The organism is Burkholderia sp. RS01, assembly GCF_039748055.1.
Classification (GTDB): domain Bacteria; phylum Actinomycetota; class Actinomycetes; order Actinomycetales; family Micrococcaceae; genus Arthrobacter.
Genome location: NZ_JBDLAK010000008.1, coordinates 23,817 through 43,561, shown reverse-complemented (window position 1 = coordinate 43,561; position 19,745 = coordinate 23,817). Strand labels below are relative to the sequence as shown.

The 19,745-nt window shown below is 67.5% G+C and carries 15 protein-coding genes and 2 pseudogenes; 4 read left to right on the top strand and 13 right to left on the bottom strand.

Features of this window, described 5'->3' with window-relative positions:
* The first annotated feature begins 273 nt into the window (after positions 1–273).
* Complete coding sequence (locus tag ABFP37_RS09265; RefSeq protein ID WP_347033451.1) at positions 274–837, top strand: plasmid pRiA4b ORF-3 family protein; 564 nt, start codon at positions 274–276, stop codon at positions 835–837.
* A gap of 439 nt (positions 838–1,276) precedes the next feature.
* Here ABFP37_RS09265 and radA read toward each other — a convergent pair whose 3' ends face one another.
* The 8 genes from radA to ABFP37_RS09225 all read right to left on the bottom strand — a co-directional run bounded on the left by radA (position 1,277) and on the right by ABFP37_RS09225 (position 10,404).
* Positions 1,277–2,650 (bottom strand): DNA repair protein RadA, encoded by a 1,374-nt coding sequence (radA, locus tag ABFP37_RS09260; protein ID WP_078027395.1) that lies wholly within the window; start codon positions 2,648–2,650, stop codon positions 1,277–1,279.
* A gap of 52 nt (positions 2,651–2,702) precedes the next feature.
* On the bottom strand, positions 2,703–3,827 hold the full coding sequence (locus ABFP37_RS09255; protein ID WP_078027394.1) for an FUSC family protein: 1,125 nt from the start codon (positions 3,825–3,827) through the stop codon (positions 2,703–2,705).
* Positions 3,828–3,907: 80 nt separating this feature from the next.
* Entirely contained in the window at positions 3,908–4,717 is an 810-nt protein-coding gene (locus tag ABFP37_RS09250; RefSeq protein WP_347033363.1) for an HpcH/HpaI aldolase/citrate lyase family protein, read from the bottom strand.
* Entirely contained in the window at positions 4,702–5,487 is a 786-nt protein-coding gene (gene hpaH, locus ABFP37_RS09245) for a 2-oxo-hept-4-ene-1,7-dioate hydratase (protein WP_347033362.1), read from the bottom strand. The genes ABFP37_RS09250 and hpaH overlap by 16 nt, the downstream gene beginning before the upstream one ends.
* A gap of 3 nt (positions 5,488–5,490) precedes the next feature.
* A complete protein-coding gene (gene hpaD, locus ABFP37_RS09240; RefSeq protein WP_347033361.1) occupies positions 5,491–6,567 on the bottom strand; it encodes a 3,4-dihydroxyphenylacetate 2,3-dioxygenase in 1,077 nt (358 codons plus the stop codon).
* A 49-nt stretch (positions 6,568–6,616) separates the two neighbouring features.
* A complete protein-coding gene (gene hpaE, locus ABFP37_RS09235) occupies positions 6,617–8,131 on the bottom strand; it encodes a 5-carboxymethyl-2-hydroxymuconate semialdehyde dehydrogenase (protein ID WP_078027391.1) in 1,515 nt (504 codons plus the stop codon).
* Between the two features lie 58 nt (positions 8,132–8,189).
* The gene (locus tag ABFP37_RS09230) at positions 8,190–8,897 is read right to left on the bottom strand and encodes a GntR family transcriptional regulator (RefSeq protein ID WP_347033360.1); all 708 of its coding nucleotides are present in this window, start codon (positions 8,895–8,897) and stop codon (positions 8,190–8,192) included.
* On the bottom strand, positions 8,890–10,404 hold the full coding sequence (locus ABFP37_RS09225; RefSeq protein ID WP_078027389.1) for a fumarylacetoacetate hydrolase family protein: 1,515 nt from the start codon (positions 10,402–10,404) through the stop codon (positions 8,890–8,892). Before ABFP37_RS09225 ends, ABFP37_RS09230 begins: the two co-directional genes overlap by 8 nt.
* Positions 10,405–10,624: 220 nt before the next feature.
* Between ABFP37_RS09225 and ABFP37_RS09220 the strand changes: the two genes are divergently transcribed.
* Entirely contained in the window at positions 10,625–12,526 is a 1,902-nt protein-coding gene (locus ABFP37_RS09220) for an FAD-binding monooxygenase (protein WP_078027388.1), read from the top strand.
* Here the strand turns inward: ABFP37_RS09220 and ABFP37_RS09215 are convergent.
* Both ABFP37_RS09215 and ABFP37_RS09210 read right to left on the bottom strand, forming a co-directional pair.
* Complete coding sequence (locus ABFP37_RS09215) at positions 12,508–13,371, bottom strand: prephenate dehydratase (protein ID WP_078027515.1); 864 nt, start codon at positions 13,369–13,371, stop codon at positions 12,508–12,510. The genes ABFP37_RS09220 and ABFP37_RS09215 overlap by 19 nt on opposite strands.
* Positions 13,372–13,515: 144 nt before the next feature.
* Entirely contained in the window at positions 13,516–14,928 is a 1,413-nt protein-coding gene (locus ABFP37_RS09210) for an aldehyde dehydrogenase family protein (protein ID WP_078027387.1), read from the bottom strand.
* A gap of 334 nt (positions 14,929–15,262) precedes the next feature.
* On the opposite strand from ABFP37_RS09210, the gene ABFP37_RS09205 reads away from it, so the two are divergent.
* Positions 15,263–16,744, top strand: coding sequence for an APC family permease (locus tag ABFP37_RS09205; RefSeq protein ID WP_347033359.1), 1,482 nt, complete (start codon positions 15,263–15,265; stop codon positions 16,742–16,744).
* A 197-nt stretch (positions 16,745–16,941) separates the two neighbouring features.
* Here the strand turns inward: ABFP37_RS09205 and ABFP37_RS09200 are convergent.
* Positions 16,942–17,325, bottom strand: a pseudogene (locus ABFP37_RS09200) (AmiS/UreI family transporter); the annotation flags it as partial.
* Positions 17,326–17,379: 54 nt separating this feature from the next.
* On the opposite strand from ABFP37_RS09200, the pseudogene ABFP37_RS09195 reads away from it, so the two are divergent.
* A pseudogene (locus ABFP37_RS09195) lies at positions 17,380–17,541 on the top strand (glutamate dehydrogenase); the annotation flags it as partial.
* On the opposite strand, the gene ABFP37_RS09190 reads toward ABFP37_RS09195, so the two are convergent.
* Together ABFP37_RS09190 and ABFP37_RS09185 are read right to left on the bottom strand one after the other, a co-directional pair.
* Entirely contained in the window at positions 17,540–18,499 is a 960-nt protein-coding gene (locus ABFP37_RS09190) for a helix-turn-helix domain-containing protein (RefSeq protein WP_347033358.1), read from the bottom strand. The pseudogene ABFP37_RS09195 and the gene ABFP37_RS09190 sit on opposite strands and share 2 nt — an antisense overlap.
* Before the next feature lie 145 nt (positions 18,500–18,644).
* A complete protein-coding gene (locus ABFP37_RS09185) occupies positions 18,645–19,742 on the bottom strand; it encodes a D-TA family PLP-dependent enzyme (RefSeq protein ID WP_260680909.1) in 1,098 nt (365 codons plus the stop codon).
* Between the last annotated feature and the right edge of the window lie 3 nt (positions 19,743–19,745).

The window sequence follows — 19,745 nt, the reverse complement described above, 5'->3', positions numbered from 1 at the left end:
AAACGTGAGCCGCTTACGCCCGCGGACGCCGAGGTGAATAGGAGGCCGTTTACAGGCGCCCCGATGGCCGAATCTCCCATCGAGCCACACTCAAAAACGAACGCCGATAACGGACCTCTCGGCGGGCTATGGGCCGCGGCGGGGGGGCACCCCGTCTGAGTACAAGGGCAGTGAGGCCTGTAAGAATGGGCTGCATGGACAAATCTGAGGCCGGGACCGGGGCTGGACAGGACTCTGTCCTGGAGGTTCGCGTAGAGCTGGTCGACAGCGTGCCTGACATTTTGGCGCCTGTTCGAGCTCCCGGGCTCCCTGGCTCTGAGCCAGCTACACCAGATACTGCAGGCAGCCTTTGGCTGGGAGGACGCGCACCTGCACAGGTTTGTCACCAACGACCCGTTCGCGCCGCTGCGCCCGGTCAACGGTGAGATTCCTGAGGTCCTGCAGTGGCTTCCGCGGCAGGTGTGTGAGGAACGGGAGGACAGGCCCGAGGAGGAGGGCTCCCTGGATCAGCTGCTCGCCCTGGGTTCTGGCGCAGCCCTTTATGAATACGACTTTGGCGACAGCTGGCTCCACCGGCTCGAGCTGGTTTCCCGCCGGCACGCGGACGGAGACAGTCCGCCGGCCCGACTGATCGACGGCGCCCGCCGGGGCCCGCTGGAAGACTCCGGAGGTTTTCCCGGATACGAGGAGATCATGGATGCCCTGGCCGACCCGTCGCATCCGAACCACGTCGAACACTGCGCCTGGGTGGCCGAGATAACCGGCTCCGATGCGCCTTTTGACCCTGCCTTCCTGGACATCCCCGCCGTAAACCGGGCACTGGCCGAGCAGTTCTGACCCCCGCAGTCCGTGCAGAAACGCCACGAACGAGGGCAGGAAACAGCCCCTCTTGAAGCCACTCCCCCACGAATTTTAGAACGCCGATAACCATCGTTACGTCAGGCTGGCATTCGGAAAAGTTCGTTGAGAGCGTGAAGCCCTAACCTTCCGCCAGCTGCTTACCCAAGAGGTTGCCGTGATCGCGTCGGCTAGGCCCGTCGATGCCACGGGACTGTGACGTCCGCGGGAACCCCGCGCCTCACGGTCAACCATGAAGGTCCAGGCCGAGTGGCCCGTCAAGACCCAGAGCCGGCCGCAGGCCTCCGCCGGAGGCGGAACAGCAACAGCAGTGGCCCGCGCCGGCAGACCGGCGCGGGCCACCCGCGCTAACGACCGGGCCACCCGCGCTTACTGCTCGGCCACCCGCGTTAACTGCCCGTCCGGCCGACTGGCGCCGCTAGCTGATCAGCAGACTCAGGGCCTCGGTCAGGTGGCCGACTTCCCGCACCGAGAAGCCCGCCGGCACCGGGCCCGGGCCGTTGTGGCTGGCGGGCACCACTGCGTGCGTGAAGCCCAGCCGGTGCGCCTCCTGGATGCGCTGGTTGATGCCCGGCACAGGACGGACCTCGCCGGCCAGCCCCACCTCCCCGAACGCGATGAGCCGCTGCGGCAGCGGTTTCTTCGCCTTGGCAGACGCGACGGCCAGCGCCACGGCAAGGTCCGTGGCAGGCTCGCTGAGTTTCACGCCGCCCACCGTGGCCACGTACGAGTCGTCCTTCTGCAGCAGGCAGCCTGCCCGCTGCTGGAGCACAGCCAGCAGCATGGCCACCCGCGAGCTGTCGAGGCCGCTGGTGGCGCGGCGCGGCTGCGAGTTGGCGCTCTCGGCCAGGAGCGACTGCACCTCGGCCAGCAGCGGGCGCCTGCCCTCCATGGTCACCGTGATGCAGGTGCCGGAGACGGGATCCTTGGTGCGGGTGACGAAGAGCCCGCTGGGGTCCGCGAGGCCCTCAATGCCGTCCTCGTTGAGGTCGAAGCAGCCCACGTCGTCCGTGGGCCCGTACCGGTTCTTGACCGCACGCAACAGCCGGAGGCGGGAGTGGCGTTCGCCCTCGAACTGGCACACCACATCCACGAGGTGCTCCAGGAGGCGCGGCCCGGCGATGGAGCCGTCCTTCGTCACGTGCCCCACCAGCAGCGTGGTCATGTTGCGGCGCTTGGCGGCCGCGATGATGGACGCGGCCACCTCACGCACCTGGGAGACGCCGCCCGAACTGCCCTCCACGTCCGCGCTGCTCAATGTCTGCACGGAGTCCACCACCAGGAGCTTTGGTTCCACCTTCTCCACCTGGCCCAGGGCCTGGCCAAGGTCGGTCTCAGCGGACAGGTAGAGGGTGTCCGCGAGGGCGTTGATCCGCTCAGCCCGCAGCTTGACCTGCGCCGCGGATTCCTCGCCGGTGACGTAGAGGACGCTTTGGCCCGTCCGGGCAAACTTGGCGGCCACGTCCAGCAGCAGTGTGGACTTGCCGACGCCCGGCTCACCAGCCAGCAGGATCACGGCGCCCGGCACCACGCCGCCGCCCAGCACCCGGTCCAGCTCGTCCACGCCCGTGGGCAGGAAAGCGGCGGTGGTGGCGTCCACCTCGGCGATGGGGCGGGCGGGCTCCAAAACGGTAGTGGCCGCCGTCGTGCGGGCCACGGCGGCGCCGGTTTCCTCAACGGTTCCCCACGCCTGGCACTCACCGCAGCGCCCCACCCACTTGACCGTGGTCCAGCCGCATTCCGCGCACTTATAGCCCGGTGTTTTGGACGCCCGGGAAGTCTTTGTAGCCATTGCTCCACACTATCCGGAGCCCCCGACATTCCTGCTCCGCGGGCTTCCGCTCCTACAGCGGCGGGAGGATGTCCCGGGCCTCGCGGGAATCCATGCCGGCGGCCTCCAGCAGGTCCACCATCAGCGGCCGGAAGAGCATCACCACGGTCTCACCCTCCAGCCGCTCCACTTCCAGCATCTTCGGATGCAGCCGGCCCGCGATGGCACCCAGCTCCTGCCTGGCGCTGCGGAGGTGGGCACGCCGGGCGCCCTCGTGCACCTCGGCCAGCCCGAGCGAGAGTTCGTCGATGGCAGCTGCGGTCTCCTGTAGGACCTCGGCGATGTTCTCGGTGGCTTCGTCGGAGAGCGCCGCGTGGTTGATGGCGCTGGTCAGCCTGCGGGCAAAGACGCGGCTATTGCGCAGCGCGAGGTCGATGTAATCCAGCGACTGCTCCAGCCGGTCGATTTCATCCCGGTGCCTCCGGTAGGCCGGTGCCAGCGTGGCCACCTCACCAGACGTCCGCAGCGACTGCCGCATGGCGTCCACCAGCGGCTGGCAGTTCCGGCCGCGGATCAGCGCATGCCACGCCTGCGTGGAGTCGCTCTGCATCAGCGCGGCGGCACATTCGCGCAGCACTTCCGCCAGCTCGTGGAGCAGCTTCTGGACATCCTTGCGCGGTTCGCGCCGTGGATCCTTCGGCACCAGGATGGTGACCAGCAGCGCGAAGACGCCGCCCACCACGGCATCGAGGCTGCGCGTGAACGGGCCGCCCGGCGGTGCCGGCAGCAGCACCACCAGCAGCGACTGCAGCCCCAGCTGGGTGGAGAAAATGGTTCCGCTGTCCAGGAAACGGGCCAGCAGGATCGAGAAAAGAAGGACGACGGCGGCCTGCCAGATTCCGGCGCCCAGCCAGTGGAGCAGCAGGTCGCCCACCGCAATGCCGATGGTGCAGCCCAGCCCCACCTCAATCACCCTGCGCAGCCGCGGGTCCCGGGAGAACCCCAGGGCGATGAGCGAGGACGTGGCGGCGAACAGCGGCCCCGAATGCCCCAGGACGTACTCGGCGAACGCGTAGGCACCCACCGCGCACAGCGTCATCTGGATGGCGGGGACCAGCGAGTTCCGGCTGCGGACCAGCCCGGTGCGGATCCGGCCGCGGAGGAACCGTCTGCTTGCGGAAAGTCCGGTCTGGGCCATGGCTTCAGTCTATTGCCGCAGCCGCCCCCGGCATTGCCGCCCCGGATTGCCGGCTTCGGGCGAATCAGTAACCGGGCGGGTCAGTAGCCGGCGGGGGCGTCGCCGTCGTTGGACGTGGTGTATTCGGCGGCGAGTGCTTCGGAGCCGCGGGCAAGAATGGCGACGTCGGCGCCCACCAGGACAAAGGCGGCGCCGGCGTCGAGATAGGCGCGGGCGGTGGCCGGGTTGAAGGCGTTCACGCCGGCTGGTTTGCCTGCCGTCCTGGCGGCGGTAATGCAGTGTTCGACGGCGGCGCGCACCTCGGGGTGTTCCTGCTGACCCAGCAGCCCCATGGAAGCGGCGAGGTCGGACGGGCCGAGGAAGATGGCGTCCACCCCGTCGACCGCGAGGATGTTTTCCACTGCGGCGACGGCGGCTTCGGATTCGATCTGGACGGTGACGCTGACGGTTTCGGACGCGCGGGTCAGGTAGTCCGGAACGCGGTTCCAGCGTGCGGCCCGGGCCAGCGCCGAGCCCACGCCGCGGACGCCGTGCGGCGGATACCGCGTGGCGGCCACCGCTGCCTCGGCCTCGGCTGCTGAATTGACCATGGGGATCAGCAGGTTTTGGACGCCGAGGTCCAGGTACTGCTTGATGAGCACGGTGTCGTTCACCGGCGGCCGCACCACCACGTGCCCGGGGTAGCCGTGCACCGCCTGCAGCTGGGCCAGGATGGATTCCAGGCCGTTGGGGCTGTGTTCGGCGTCGATCAGGAGCCAGTCCAGGCCGGCCCCGGCACAGATCTCGGCCACGAGCGGGCTGCCGGAGCACACCCACATGCCCGCCAGGGGACGGTCCGCCGCGGCCAGGGCGTCGCGGAACGTTTTATCGGGTTCTACTCGAAGCGGCATGTGATGCTCCCCAGGGGTCCGTAGTCGGCGTGCACGGTATCGCCCTTGTACACCCACAGCGGGCGCGTGAAGGACCCGGCCAGGATGATGTCTCCGGCCTTCATGCCGTCGCCGTGCGCGGCGATCTTGTTGGCGAGCCAGTGCACGCCGTTGGCCGGGTGGTCCAGGACGCCGGCGGCCACGCCGGTCTCTTCGACGGTCTGGTTCTTGTAGAGGATCGCGGAGACCCAGCGGAGGTCGACGGCGTCCGGGCGGACCGGGTTGCCGCCCACCACCATGGCGCCCATCGCGGCGTTGTCCGCGATGGTGTCCACGATGGTCCGGCCCTCCATCTCTATCCGGGAGTCGAGGATCTCGAGGGCGGGAACCACGTAGTCGGTGGCATTCAGGACGTCAAAAATGGTGCAGCCCGGGCCTTTGAGTGCGTCCTTCAGGACGAACGCCAGCTCCACCTCCACCCGGGGGTGCGTGTACTTGTCCCACTGCACCGAGCAGCCGGTTTCGAGGACCATGTCATCGAAGATCGCGCCGTAGTCCGGTTCGGTGATGCCCGTGGCGGCCTGCATCGCCTTGGACGTGAGGCCGATCTTGCGGCCCACCAGCGTGCGTCCGGCTTCCTCATTACGCCGCCGCCACAGCTGCTGCACGGCATAGGAGTCCTCCACCGTCATGTCCGGGTAGCGGGCAGTCAGGCGCTGCACCGGCTTGCGGTTCCGGCCGGCCTCGAGCAGTTCGTCGGCAATCGCTTCGATCGTCTTCGCGTCCAGCATGGTTTAGACCTGCGCCCCGAGCTTGAAGCCCTCCACTGCGGAATCGTCCTTGCGGGTGTAGGAGAAGCCGTCGGCGCCCACTGTCACGGCCATCTCGCTCTTTTCCTCGCGGACGATCACGGGTTGCGGGTTGCCGTCCAGGTCCAGGACGAGGGAGGCTTCGGTGTACCAGGAGGGGACGACGGGGTTGCCCCACCAGTCGCGGCGTTGGTTGTCGTGCACGTCCCAGGTCACCACGGGATTGTCCGGATCGCCGGTGTAGTAGTCCTGGGTGTAGATCTCGATGCGGTGGCCGTCCGGGTCCAGGATGTAGAGGTAGAAGGCGTTGGAGACGCCGTGCCGGCCGGGGCCGCGCTCGATCCGGTCGGAGATGCGCAGGGCGCCCATCTTGTCGCAGATCTGGATGATGTTGTGCTTCTCGTGCGTGGCGAACGCGACGTGGTGCATGCGCGGGCCGTTGCCGCCGGTCAGGGCGGTGTCGTGCACGGTCTGCTTGCGGTGCATCCACACGGCGTACGTGACGCCGTCGGAATCCTGGATGTCCTCGGAGACGCGGAAGCCGAGGTCCTCCAGGTACTTGCGGCCGCGGGGAACGTCCGGGGTGACCTGGTTGAAGTGGTCCAGCCGAACCAGTTCGCCGGCGGAGTAGAGGTCGTAGCGCTGGGTGAGGCGTTCCACGTGCTCGGTTTCGTAGAAGAACTCGTAGGGGAAGCCCAGCGGGTCCTCGACGCGGACGGAGTCGCCGATGCCCTTGGTGAAGCCTTCCTTGCGGCGTTCGGTGCGGCAGCCAAGTTCCTTGTAGTACGCCTCGGCGGCGTCGACTTCGGCGGGGGACCTCACTCGGTAGGCAAAGGCCGCGACGGCGGCGACGGGTCCCTTGCGCAGGACCAGGTTGTGGTGGATGAACTCCTCGAGGGAACGCAGGTAGATGGCGTTCTCGTCTTCCTCGGTGACGTGCAGGCCGAGGACGTCGACGTAGAACTCGCGGGATTTGGCGAGATCGGTGACCACGATTTCCATGTACGCGCAGCGGACGATGTCCGGTGCGGGGACGGAGGGCTTGGGGATGATGTTGTTCATGGGATTCTCTCTTCGTTGAAAGGGGCCTGGCTGGCGCCGGCCGAGGGGGTTATGCGCCGAATTTGGGGGTGTGGACGGTGCCGAGCGTGATGTGCACGGCCTGCTGGTCGGTGTAGAAGTCGATGGAGCGGTAGCCGCCCTCATGTCCCAGCCCGGAGGCCTTGACGCCGCCGAACGGCGTCCGGAGGTCGCGGACGTTGTGGCTGTTGAGCCAGACCATGCCGGCCTCGACGTTCTGGGAGAAGTTGTGGGCCCGGGTCAGGTCCTGCGTCCAGATGTAGGCCGCCAGGCCGTACTTGGTGTTGTTGGCCAGGGCGAGGGCTTCGTCGTCGTTCTCGAAAGGGGTGATCGCGACGACCGGGCCGAAAATTTCCTCCTGGAAGATCCGCGCGTCGGGGGCGACGTCGGCGAAGACGGTGGGGGCGATGTAGTTGCCCTCCGGGAGGTGATCCGGGCGGCCGCCGCCGGCCAGCAGCCGGCCTTCGGACTTGCCGATCTCGACGTAGGAGGCCACCTTTTCGTAGTGTTCCGGATGGACCAGCGCACCCACCTGGGTTTTGGGGTCGTGCGGATCGCCGACGACGATCTTCTTCGCGCGGGCGGCGTACTTGTCGCAGAACTCGTCGTAGATGGCGCGTTCGACGAGGATGCGGGAGCCGGCGGTGCAGCGCTCGCCGTTGAGGGAGAAGACGCCGAACAGGGCGGAGTCGATCGCGGCGTCCAGGTCGGCGTCGGCGAAGATCACGCACGGTGACTTGCCGCCAAGTTCCATGGACAGGCCCTTGAGGTTGGCGGCGGCGTTGCGGAAGATGGTCTGGCCCGTGGTGGTTTCGCCGGTGAACGAGATCAGCGGGACGTCCGGGTGCTTGACGAGGGCGTCGCCGGCTTCCTCGCCGAGGCCGTTGACCAGGTTGAAGACGCCGTCGGGCAGGCCGGCGTCCTTGAAGATCCGGGCCCAGAGTGAGGCGGACAGCGGCGTGAACTCGGCCGGCTTGAGGACCACGGTGTTGCCGGTGGCCAGGGCCGGGGCGAGCTTCCAGGACTCCAGCATGAACGGGGTGTTCCACGGCGTGATGAGCCCGGCGACGCCGATCGGTTTGCGGTTCACGTAGTTGATCTGCGAGCCGGGGACCTTCATGGCGTCGTCGAACTGGGCCACGATCAGGTCCGCGAAGAAGCGGAAGTTCTCGGCCGCCCGCAGCGCCTGGCCCTTGGCCTGGGTGATCGGCAGGCCGGTGTCGAAGGTTTCGAGTTCGGCGAGGCGCTCCTCCTGGGCTTCGACGGCGTCGGCGATTCTGTTCAGGATGCGGGCGCGTTCGCGCGGCTTCATCTTCGGCCACGGTCCGTTCACGAACGCTTCGCGGGCGGCGGCGACGGCGAGGTCGATGTCCTCCTTCTGGCCGGCCGCGGCGGTGGCGTAGTTCGTGTTGGACACTGGGTCCAGTACGTCGAAGGTCTTGCCGCCCACGGAGTCAACGAACTCGCCGTTGATGTAGTGCTGGATGTGGGTGGGCAGGTTCTCGGGGACGTAGTGGGATGTGGTTTCCGGTGCAGTGAACGTCATTGTTGATTTCCTTACTGATGGTGCAACGCGGGGTCACTTACGGCCCATTCGGGGCGCTCTATTGGGCGCTAAGTGACCCCGCGTTGGTTTGGGCGAGGTACGCGTCCAGAGTGGCGGAGCGGTGGAGCCGTGCTGCTTTTTCGATGGCGTCGGCGTCGGCGCCGGTTTCAATGAGTTTCAGGAGGGCTTCGTGTTCGGCAACGGAGTCGTGGGCCCTGCCGGGCACGAAGCGGAACGTGGAGGACCGCAGTGACGCGAGCCTGTTCCAGCCGCGGTGGACGAGGTCCAGGATGTGCGGGTTGGGGCAGTGCTCGAACAGGACGCTGTGGAAGTCCTGGTTCAGGCGGGTGAAGCGGACGGGGTCGAAATGCTGCAGGCATTCCCGCATTTCCTCGTTTACCGCCCGGGCGCGGGCAATGTCCGCCGCCCCGATCAGCGGGGCCGAGAGTGCGGTGGCGGCACCCTCCACGATGCTCAGGGTCTGCATCGTGTAGAGGTATTCGGTGGGATCGATCCCGGACACTGTGGCGCCGACGTTCCGCTCGAACTTCACCAGCCCCTCGGCCTCGAGCCGGCGGATGGCCTCGCGGACCGGAACCACGCTGACGCCCAGGTCCTCGGCAATCTTGGCCAGGACCAGCCGGTAGCCGGGGGAGTAGGTCCCGTCCACGATTCGGGCCTTGACCGCCTGGTAGGCCTGTTCGGATTTGCTGCCGGTGGCGCCGTTTCCGACTGCGGTGCCGGCCGTGGCTACAGTCTCAGTCATTGGCCTTGTCCGTTTCCCATTGTTCGTACTTGCGGCGCCATTCGGCGTTCAGCGGGTAGAGGCCGTCCACGCTGTTGCCCTGTTCCACCATCTCCGCGATGAAGGTTTCTTCGCGTTCCTGGGCGATGGAATCGTCTGCGAGCTCTTCGGCCAGGGCCGGCGGGATGACCAAGATGCCGTCGGAGTCGGCCACGATGATGTCCCCGGGCTGCACGGTGGTGCCGCCGCAGGCGATGGTGATGTCCGTGTCCCACGGGATGTGCCGGCGGCCCAGGACGGCCGGGTGCGGGTTGGCGTAATACGTGGGCATGTCCATTGCTGCCACGGCGGCGAAGTCGCGGACCCCGCCGTCGGTGATGATGGCGGCAGCGCCGCGGACCTGGGCGCGGAGGGCCAGGATATCGCCGATGGTGCCGGTGCCCTTTTCGCCGCGGGCCTCCATCACCAGGATCTCGCCCTCGTTGACGGAATCGATGGCCTTCTTCTGGGCGTTGAAGCCGCCGCCGTGGGTCTTGAACAGGTCTTCGCGGTTGGGCACGTAGCGCAGGGTTCGGGCCAGGCCCACGATCCGCTTCTCCGGGCGGGTGGAGGTGAGGCCGTCGATGCTGACGTTGTTCAGGCCGCGCTTGCGCAGCTGGGAGGACAGCGTGGCGGTGCAGACGCTTTCCAGTTTCGCCTTCAGCTCCGGGGTAAGGACCGGCCCGACGGCGGCGCCCTCCACGGCGGCAAGACCGGCCGCTTCCCGGGAGCCGTACGCTTCCTCCCGCTGGAGATCATCGGTCTTGGGCCGGGCGCCAAAGTCCGCGAACGGTGTCGTGCCTTCCGCAACCAGGGTGACCAGCCGGCCGGTGGTGAGGCCGGAAGCGGCGCCGCCCGCCGTCGTCGTGCCGGCGCTGACTTCAACCTCGACGACGTCGCCCGGGTTGGCCACGGAGGCGCCGGCCGGGGTGCCGGTCAGGATCATGTCCCCCTCTTCGAGCGTGAGTAGCTGGGACAGGTCGGCGACGAGCCTTGCGAAGGGGAAGAGCAGGTCTTCGGTGGTGTCGTCCTGGACGAGGCGGCCGTTGTGCCAGGTGCGGATGCGCAGTTTTGCGGGGTCCACCGTGTCGGCGGGGATCAGCCCGGGGCCGACCGGCGTGAAGCCGTCGCCGCCCTTGGACCGGAGGTTGGAGCCCTTGTCCGCGTAGCGGAGGTCATAGACGCCGAGGTCGTTGCTGGCGGTGACCCACTCGACGTGGCTCCAGGCGTCCTCGAGGCCGACGCGGCGGGCCGGCTTGCCGATGATCAGGGCGATCTCGCCTTCGAATCCGAGGAGTTCGCAGCCGGCGGGGCGCTCCACCGTTGAAGGGGCTTCCGCCGAACCGAACGACAGGGACGACGGCGGCTTCAGAAAGTAGGAGGGCTGCTCCGGCGTGCGGCCGCGCTGGGCTGCCCGGCTGGGGTAGTTGATGTGCACCGCGATGACCTTGCGGGCCGCGGCCAGGATGTGGTCGGTGACCTGTTCCAAGAATTACTCCTCATCGAGTACGAAATCGTATACGATAACTATCATCCACGAATCGAGGGACCGTCAACCCCTTGTTTGGCGGAGTTTTCGAAGCGCTTGTATCCCGCGTCATACCTGGCGTACAGTTTTGGATCAATATAAACGTTCCATATTGGAACGAGTAATTCTAATATCGAACACAACGGCGATAGACGGCCACACAACGAAGTGAGGAAAGCCCGTGCAGTTTCACCACCACGGTTACGTATCCGGTGACCCCCGGGTCCAGCCGGCCGCCGGCGTCGGCATCAACCGCCCCGAAGAGCTGCCCGACGAGGTCGAGGTGCTCATTGTGGGCACCGGCCCCGCAGGCATGCTCACCGCCGCCCAGCTGTCCCAGTTCCCCGGTGTCACCACGCGCGTCGTGGAGCGCCGCGGCGGCAGGCTCGCCATCGGCCAGGCCGACGGCATCCAGGCCAGGAGCGTCGAGACGTTCCAGGCCTTCGGCTTTGCCGAGCGGATCATCGCCGAGGCATACCGCATCACCGAGATGGCGTTCTGGAAGCCGGACCCCGCAGACCACTCCCGCATCATCCGGGCCGCCCGCGCCGTCGACGACCCGGCCGGCATCAGCGAGTTCCCGCACCTCATCGTCAACCAGGCGCGCGTCCTGGACTACTTCGCCGAATTCATGGCGAACTCGCCCGCCCGCATGTCGCCGGACTACGGCTACGAATTCCGCAGCCTCGAAGTCACCGGCCAGGGCGAATACCCCGTCACCGTGACGCTGCTCCACACGGCCGGACCCGACGAAGGCCGGGAGCGCACGGTCCGCGCCAAATACGTCGTAGGCGCTGACGGCGCGCGCAGCAAGGTGCGGGAGTCGATCGGCTGCACCCTCGCCGGGGATCAGGCCAACCACGCCTGGGGCGTGATGGACGTCCTGGCCGTCACGGACTTCCCGGACATCCGCACGAAGTGCGCCATCCAGTCCGGCGAGGGCGGCAGCATCCTGCTGATCCCGCGCGAAGGCGGCCACCTCTTCCGCATGTACGTGGACCTCGGCGAAGTGGACGCCAACAGCAAGGGGGCCGTCCGCAACACCACCATCGAGCAGATCATCGCCAAGGCCAACGACATCCTGCACCCCTACACGCTCGATGTCCGGAACGTCGCCTGGCACAGCGTGTACGAGGTGGGCCACCGCCTCACCGACCGGTTCGACGACGTCCTCCCGGAGCAGCGGGGCACCCGCACGCCGCGCGTATTCATCGCCGGCGACGCGTGCCACACGCACAGCGCCAAGGCCGGCCAGGGCATGAACGTCTCCATGCAGGACGGCTTCAACCTGGGCTGGAAGCTGGGGCACGTGCTCGAAGGCCGCAGCCCGGAGAGCCTGCTGTCCACCTACTCGGCCGAGCGCCAGGTCATCGCGAAGAACCTCATCGACTTCGACAAGGAATGGTCCACCCTCATGGCGAAGAAACCCGAGGAGTTCGATAGCCCCTCCGAACTCGAGGACTTCTATGTCAGCACGGCCGAGTTCCCCGCGGGCTTCATGACCCAGTACGCCCCCTCCATGCTCATCGCCGAGCCCGATCACCAGGACCTGGCCACCGGGTTCACCATCGGTAAACGCTTCAAGTCCGCGCCCGTGGTGCGGGTCTGCGATACGAACCCGGTGCAGCTCGGCCACCAGGCGAAGGCGGACGGCCGGTGGCGCATCTACGTCTTCGCGGACGCGGCCGCCGCAGGTGCCCCGTCGCCGACCACGGACCTGGCGGCGTGGCTGGCCAGTGCACCGGAGTCGCCGCTCGCCGCCACACCCGAGGGCGCCGACCGCGACGCCTGGTTCGACGTGAAGGTCATCTACCAGCAGGACCACACGGGCGTCGACATCGGCGCAGTCCCGGCGGTGTTCAAGCCGGAAGTCGGCCCGTTCAAGCTCAGCTACCTTGAGAACGCCTACGGCACCGACCCCACCGCGGACATCTTCGAGCTGCGCGGCCTGGACCGCGGCGGCGTGATGGTGGTGGTGCGCCCGGATCAGTACGTGGCGAACGTCCTGCCGCTGACGGCGACCGCCGAGCTGGGCGCGTTCTTCGCGCCGCTTCTGAACCGGCGTCAGACCGCCGTGGCCTGAGCCGGCCTGGTCCGGTATTCGGCAGCGGCATACACGCCCAGGATCCGCACCTCGGTGGTGAAGAAGTCCAGCTCCTCCAAGGCAAGCTTCAGCGGCAGGTCCTCCGGGTGTCCCTCTACGTCGGCCATGAACATGGTGGCAGCGAACTCGTCGCCCACCATGTAGCTCTCCAGCCGGGTCATGTTCACGCCGTTGGTGGCGAACCCGCCCAGTGCCTTGTAGAGCGCGGAGGGAACGTTCCGGACGCGGAACACGAAACTGGTAACTGCCGGCCCGGGCAACTCATCCCGGGTCGGCAGTTTCTTTTCCGGCGCCAGGACCACAAAGCGGGTGGTGTTGGAGGGGTCGTCCTCGACGGCGGATGCCAGCACTTCCAGTCCGTAGAGTTGCGCTGCCAGCGGGGGAGCGAGGGACAGTTTGGCGGGGTCGTTCCAGTCCCGGACCTCCCGGGCTGACCCTGCCGTGTCTCCGGCGATCACGGGCTTCAAGCCGGCGCTGCGGATGAGCTTCCGGCACTGGCCCAGGGCGTGGATATGGCTGTGGACCTCGGTGGCGGCCTCAATGGTACTGCCAGGGATGCCCAGCAGGTCGAAATGGATGGGCAGGAAGAACTCGCCCACTATCTGCAGATGGGACTGGGGCAGCAGAATATGGATGTCAGCCACCCGGCCGGCAATTGAGTTCTCGATCGGGATCATGGCAAGGTCCGCCTCGCCGCTGGACACCAATTCGAAAGCGTCCTCAAAACTGGCGCACGGAATATTTTCCAGCTCGGGGAACATCTGGATGCAAGCAATATTGGAGTTGGCGCCGGGCTCACCCTGGTACGCAATCTTTTGGGCCATGCTCCGTATGGTTTCACGCGTGGTGCCCTGCCACTCACCCGGGCGGCCGTAGATGTCGTAATTGTCGCCCGACATGACACCAAGGAGGCCGGGGCCGCCCATGGCGCCCCCGGCCTCCGCCGTCGCTATCTTGGGTTCCGCATCCTAGCCGTTGATCACCTGCGGCACGCCGAGGGCTTTGAGGCCTTCGACGCCGAATTCCAGGCCGTAGCCGGACTGCTTTGCTCCGCCGAAGGGGACGCGCGGGTCCACGGCGCCGTGCTTGTTGATCCACACCGTGCCGGCCTCGATCCGGGCAGCGACCTGGCGGGCGGCGCTGATGTCCGGGGACCAGACGGAGGCGCCGAGCCCGATGTCCAGCGCGTTCGCCATGGCCACGGCTTCGTCCACGCTGCTGTACCGGATGATCGGCAGGGCGGGGCCGAACTGTTCCTCGGCAACCAGCGGGTTGTCGTTGTCGATGTCGGCCACGAGCGTGGCGGGGTAGAAGTGGCCGGGCTGGCCGGGGTCCGGGTTGCCGCCGAGCAGGATCCGGGCGCCGGATTCCCTGGCGGCTTCTACGAGCCCTGCCACGATTTCGTACTGGGCCCTGTTCTGCAGCGGGCCGAGGACGTTGTTCTCGTCGAGCCCGACGCCCATGGGCATGGCCTTCGCCACGGCGGTGAGCTCTCCGCAGACGGCGTCGTAGATGTCGTCGTGCACGTAGAGGCGCTTGAGGGCGGCGCAGGTCTGGCCGGTGTTGATGAAGGCGCCCCAGAAGAGACCCTCGGCGATGGCCTTGGGGTCGGCGTCGGGCAGGACGATGCCGGCGTCGTTGCCGCCGAGCTCGAGGGTGAGGCGCTTGACGGTGTCGGCGGAGGATTTGATGATCGCCCGGCCGGCGGAGGTGGAGCCGGTGAACATGATCTTGCCGACGGCGGGGTGTCCGGCCAGGCGGGCACCCACCTCGCGGTCGCCGGAGACCACCGTGAGGACGCCGTCGGGGAGTTCCTCGTTGAGGACCTTGGCAAGGGCCAGGACGGACAGCGGCGTGTATTCGGAGGGCTTGACCACCACCGTGTTGCCCATCCGGAGGGCGGGGGCGATCTGCCAGATGGTGATCATCATGGGCCAGTTCCAGGGGCCGATCGCGCCGACGACGCCGATGGGCCTGTAGTGCAGTTCGGCGTAGGTCTCGCCGTCGTCCACCACGGTTTCCGGGTGGAGCACGGTGCCGGCGGCGGCGCGGAGCCAGGCGGCGCAGGCGCCGACCTCGAAGCGTGCGTTGGGGCCGTTCAGCGGCTTGCCCTGTTCTCGGGAGAGCAGCCGGGCAAGTTCTTCGGCGGAGCGTTCGACGGCGTCGGCCGCCTTGAGCAGCGCGGCGCTGCGTGCGTCGTGGCCCAGGGCAGCCCAGGCCGGCTGGGCTTCCGTGGCGTCAGTGATGGCCCGGTCCAGGTCCTCGACGGTGTGCACGGGAGCTTCGCCGACAATCGTGCCGGTGGCAGGGTCAAAGATGGTCCGGCTGCGGGAACCGGCGTTGGGGGTGATCGAGGCCAGCAGGGCGTCGTAAGTTTCCATGGGGTACTCCACTTCGAGTAGGCAATGCGCACCGGCCTGCGTGGCCTGAGGCTATGTCTCGAGTCTGCCTGGCTCCCTACGGGGCGTCTTGTGTATCCGCGAACGGTTCTTGACCTCAGGTGAACAGCTGCATCCGGCCGGAGCGCCAGCGTGACTGCGCTCAGGAACAACAAATGATCGCTGCACGACAAGGCGCCTCCGGGCTTCAGTGCCATTCTGGATCTTATGGCGAAGCCCACATGCGCGGCCCCGGCACTGCTAGGCAGCCCGCAGGCCAATGGGCGCCGTCGTCCAAGAACATCTCCCAGCACTCATGACCGTTAAGAAGGATCAAATGAGTATTTCCAATTCCGAGTCCCGGACAGCAGAAGCACAAGCCAGCCCCCGCCAGGAACACTCCACCGCCCTGCGCGCCGGCAGCATCGGTGTTCTGGGAATTCTCTTCTTTGTCCTGTCCGCGCAGGCCCCGCTGACCGGGATAGTCGGCGCCGCGCCCCTGGCAGCAGCGCTCGGCAATGGTGCCGGCGCCCCGGGGGCCTACCTCGTCGTCGGCATCGTCATTGTAATCTTCGCCGTCGGGTTCGTCGCCATGAGCCGCAAGGTCCAGACCAACGGTGCCTTCTACGCGTATGTGACTGCAGGGTTCGGGCGGAAGACCGGCGCCGGTGCCGCGTGGCTGGCCCTGCTGGCGTACAGCACGGTGCAGGCCGCGATGTACGGGCTCTACGGTACCGCTTTCTCCGGCCTGCTGGCGTCGGCAGGAATCAGCGTTCCCTGGTGGCTGCTGGCGGTGGCCACCATGGCAGGGGTCCAGGTTCTTGGGTCTATGAACATCGAGCTCGGCGCCCGGGTCCTGGCTGTCTTGGTTGGCCTGGAAGTCGCAATTCTCCTGCTGTTCGGGTTCTCCGTGCTGTTCCACGGCGGCGGCCCGCAAGGCCTGAACCTGGCAGCCTCGTTTTCCCCCGAGGCCATTGCGGGCGGCGCTCCCGGCGTGGCCATCATGTTCGCGGTGGCGTCCATGTTCGGCTTCGAATCCACGGCCATCTACTCCGCGGAGGCCAAGGATCCGCACAAGACCGTTGCCCGCGCCACCTACCTCTCGGTGGGCATCATCGCCGTGTTCTTCTCCTTCATCACCTGGATGCTGGTCAGTTTCTACGGGCCCTCACAGGTGGCCGGCGCCGCCGGCGCGGCACTCGAATCCGGGGACGCGACGTCGTTCGTCATCGGCCCGCTCGTTGAGATGTTCGGCCCCTGGGCCGGCATCACGGCCGGAATCCTCCTGGTGACGTCCCTCCTCGCCGGCATTATTGCCTTCCACAACGGCATCAACCGCTACCTTCATTCACTGGCGCTGCGCGGCTCCATGCCCGCCGTCGTGGCGCGGACCAACAGGCACTGCGCGCCCGCGGTGGCGGCGTGGATCCAGACGGCGGTGGCCGTGCTTCTCGTGGCGCCGTTCGCGCTGCTGGCCATGGATCCGGTGCTGACCCTCTTCTCCTGGTTCAGCGGCCTCGCTGTCGCGGCACTGCTGGCGCTGTACATGCTGTCCTCGCTCGCCGTCGTCGCCTATTTCCGCCGGGAACCGGTGCCGGGGCAGTCCTGGCAGACGCTCATAGCCCCGGTGCTGGCTTCGCTGTTGCTCGCCTGGGTGCTCTACCTCGTGGTCAGCAACTTCACCTCCCTCATCGGGGGAAGCACGCAAACCGCCGCGGCACTCCTGGCGACAGTCCCGGCGCTCTTCGCGGCAGGGGTGCTGGTGGAGATCCGGGTGGAGAAGCGGGCGCGGACCCTAGACCCTGAGGTTGCCGGGTAACGGACGACGGCGACGGCGGCGGCGGCGCGGGCGGCGGGTTGGCGCCGCCCGCGCCAGGCGAGACCGCCGGCAAGCAGCAACAGCGCCAGCAGGGACGCCGCGGCTCCCGCGGCCAGCTCAGGTCCGCCGGGCCACCGGCCGGTCAGCCCCAGGAACGCCGGCACCGTGGCCGAGGCCTGGCCGGCGAGGACGAGGGACCAGCCAATCAGTGGGGCCAGGCGTTCGAAGCCCAACGCCAGTTGCAGGAAGAACAGCATCCACAGATAGGTCCAGCAGAGCCATAGGACTGCCAGAAACGGATCCGCTCCGGACCAGGCGGCAGCCAGCACGAGCCCGCACACGCCCACCAGTCCGCAGAACCAGCCGAGGCCCCTGGACCCGAGTGCCAGCAGGTAGTCCAGGCCCCCATAGACATAGGTCAGTCCGAACAGGAACATCCCGGCCGCGCCGTGCAGCGCTTGCTGGCCGCCGCCGTTAACGCCCGGAGGGGCCGCAGCCAGATAGGTGACACCCAAGGCCAGCTGAATGCTGCCGATGACCAGGCTGAACACGGCCGCATCCCGGCGGGGGAGTGTGCCCAGCGATGCCAGTCCGTTGATCAGCAGCGCCGCTCCCGAGAGAAGGAGGCAGATGCGCAGGACGAACTCGACGGCGATGCCGCTGCCCGGCTTGTCCGGAACGGGCTGCTCGCCGTCGGCGAGGGCGCCAACATGCCGTCTACCCGTGCGGCGGTGGCTGTGTTCCAGGATGACGGCGTGCTGTTCGCGCCGGGCAAGGCCGCCAACGCAGGCGGCGTCAGGCGCTGCGCCGCCAGTCGCTGGGGGATTCTCCGAATGCTTCGCGGAAGGTGCGGCTGAAATGGGCGGCGTCCAGGAATCCCCAGCGCGCCGCGACGGCTCCCACCGAGGTGCCCGAGTGCAGGGGGTCCCGCAGGTCGCGGCGGATATGCTCCAGCCGTTTGCTCCTGATCCAGCTGGCCACGGTGGAGCCTGATTCGTGGAACACGTTGTGCAGGTGCCGGGTGGAGATGAAGTGCGCAGCCGCAATGCTGGCCGGCGACAGGTCCGGATCCGCCAGGTTGGCCTCGATGTACTCGCGGATCGACGTTGCCAGCACAGCCTGGGGTTTCATCCGGTCCGGTGCCATGGCCAGTTCCGAGTGCAGCATGGTGGAGACGAGATCGAGGGCGTTCGTGGCCAGCCGCGAGCCGCTGGGGCCGCTGAGGACCTCCAGGTTCTCGGCGAGCTGGGCAATGAACGGCCCCACAATGCCCGTCAGGCCGTGGCCGCCGGCCAGGCGGACCGCGGAAAGCTGCCCCACGTAGTCGGGCGGCAGCGACAGTGCGTCGTGCGGGAACATGACCACCATCATCCGTGCCTGTTCCTCAAAGGCGAGCGTGTACGGCCGGTTGGTGTCGTAGATGGCCAGATCGCCGGGGCGAAGTACGGCCTCGCGGTTGTCCTGGATGAGGAGGCCGGTGCCCTCCAGCTGGAGATTGAGCTTGAAATAGCGCTGGTCCGACTGCGCCAGGAGGGCGCGTGTGCGGTGGACGCTGTGCCCCGACGCCGAAACCTCCACAATGCACATGCGGTCGAGCACCCTGGACCCCATCCGGCCGCGGAAGGAGTCGGGGCGGTCCGTCTCCGCGGCCAGCGGCACAAAGGACTGGGCTACCAGGTGCCTCCAGTGGTCAAACGAGGCGGCCACGCTGGAGGTGAGGTCCTGGCGCGCGGGACGGGCTGTTGGTGCAGGCATGGATGTTCCTGACGACGGATGGCCATCTGAAGTGGGTCCCCAATACTGTGTCCTGGAACACAGTCATTTCAGGTTAGCGCCGAAGTTCCGCAGTGTCATCTTTTTTCAACACATGTCGAAAAAAGATTTCCGGCCGGCTTCCTGATCATTTGTTCTTACCCCTGGCAGCCACGGCCCACCTGTCCACGAGCTCGCCGCGGCTGGTGACTGCGACGTCGTCAACCAGGTTAATAGTGAGGCACACGTGGTTGGGGATGACGCGCAGCCGCTGCCCGATGGCCGGCATGGTCCCGCGCTCGGGCCACTCGACGGTGGCATGGTGCTCCGACAGCGCGGTGATCCGGGCGTCGGGCTGGTCGAGCAGGCGTCCGAAGCCGCTTGCCCACGCCGGCCGATCGCTGCCGAGAACCTTGCTGCCGGCGTCGATGATGAAACGTGCGGGACCGTCCGCCGGGGTTTCATGCTGGCTGACCACCGTGGCCGCCACCGTCAGTGCGATGTCTTCGATGGCGCACCGCCCCAGTTCCAGCTGCTGGGCGTCGCCAAAGACATACACGCCCGGACGCACCTCGGTGGCAACCGAATTCTCGGTCAGCATTGCCGTCGGGGTGGACCCGCCGCTTCGGCGCGTGATGTCGAACCCTGCCGCGGCCAGGACTTCGGACGCCTGCTGCAGGGCGTGCTGCTCCTGGCGGGCCGCCTCGACCGGCATGCCCGGCGCATAGCTGTGGCCCGGGAAGGTGAAGACTCCCGCCACCGTCAGCCCGGCGCGCGCCGCTGCTTCGGCCACCGGCACCACTGCCTCCGGACTGACGCCGCTCCGGTGATGGCCGCTGTCGACCTCCACGAGAACACTCACGTTCCCTGCCGCCGTCCCGAGCCCGGTTCCCAGCATGGCCGCCCCTTCCGCGGAATCCACTCCGACGGCGATGCGTGCGCTTTCCGACAGGCGCCGAAGCCGGCCGGCCTTTTGAGGAGAAACCCAGAGCGGATAGGCGATGAACAGGTCATCGACACCCGCAGCGGCGAACACTTCCGCTTCGCCGATGGTTGCCACGGTCAGGCCCGAGGCTCCCGCCGCCATCTGGCGGGCGGCGATCTCTGTGATCTTGTGCGTTTTGGCGTGGGGGCGCAGGCTGAGGCCTTTCGCCCGGACGGCCGAGGCCATGCGGTCGATGTTCCGCTCGAGAATGTCGAGGTCAACCATGACTTCCGGCGTGTCGATTTCCTGGGGGATGGTCACAGC

Coding starts and splice junctions, on each gene's coding strand:
- radA (WP_078027395.1), bottom strand. CDS start 2,650: ATGGCTACAAAGACTTCCCGGGCGTCCAAAACACCGGGCTATAAGTGC.
- ABFP37_RS09255 (WP_078027394.1), bottom strand. CDS start 3,827: ATGGCCCAGACCGGACTTTCCGCAAGCAGACGGTTCCTCCGCGGCCGG.
- ABFP37_RS09250 (WP_347033363.1), bottom strand. CDS start 4,717: ATGCCGCTTCGAGTAGAACCCGATAAAACGTTCCGCGACGCCCTGGCC.
- hpaH (WP_347033362.1), bottom strand. CDS start 5,487: ATGCTGGACGCGAAGACGATCGAAGCGATTGCCGACGAACTGCTCGAG.
- hpaD (WP_347033361.1), bottom strand. CDS start 6,567: ATGAACAACATCATCCCCAAGCCCTCCGTCCCCGCACCGGACATCGTC.
- hpaE (WP_078027391.1), bottom strand. CDS start 8,131: ATGACGTTCACTGCACCGGAAACCACATCCCACTACGTCCCCGAGAAC.
- ABFP37_RS09230 (WP_347033360.1), bottom strand. CDS start 8,897: ATGACTGAGACTGTAGCCACGGCCGGCACCGCAGTCGGAAACGGCGCC.
- ABFP37_RS09215 (WP_078027515.1), bottom strand. CDS start 13,371: ATGGCCCAAAAGATTGCGTACCAGGGTGAGCCCGGCGCCAACTCCAAT.
- ABFP37_RS09210 (WP_078027387.1), bottom strand. CDS start 14,928: ATGGAAACTTACGACGCCCTGCTGGCCTCGATCACCCCCAACGCCGGT.
- ABFP37_RS09205 (WP_347033359.1), top strand. CDS start 15,263: ATGAGTATTTCCAATTCCGAGTCCCGGACAGCAGAAGCACAAGCCAGC.
- ABFP37_RS09190 (WP_347033358.1), bottom strand. CDS start 18,499: ATGCCTGCACCAACAGCCCGTCCCGCGCGCCAGGACCTCACCTCCAGC.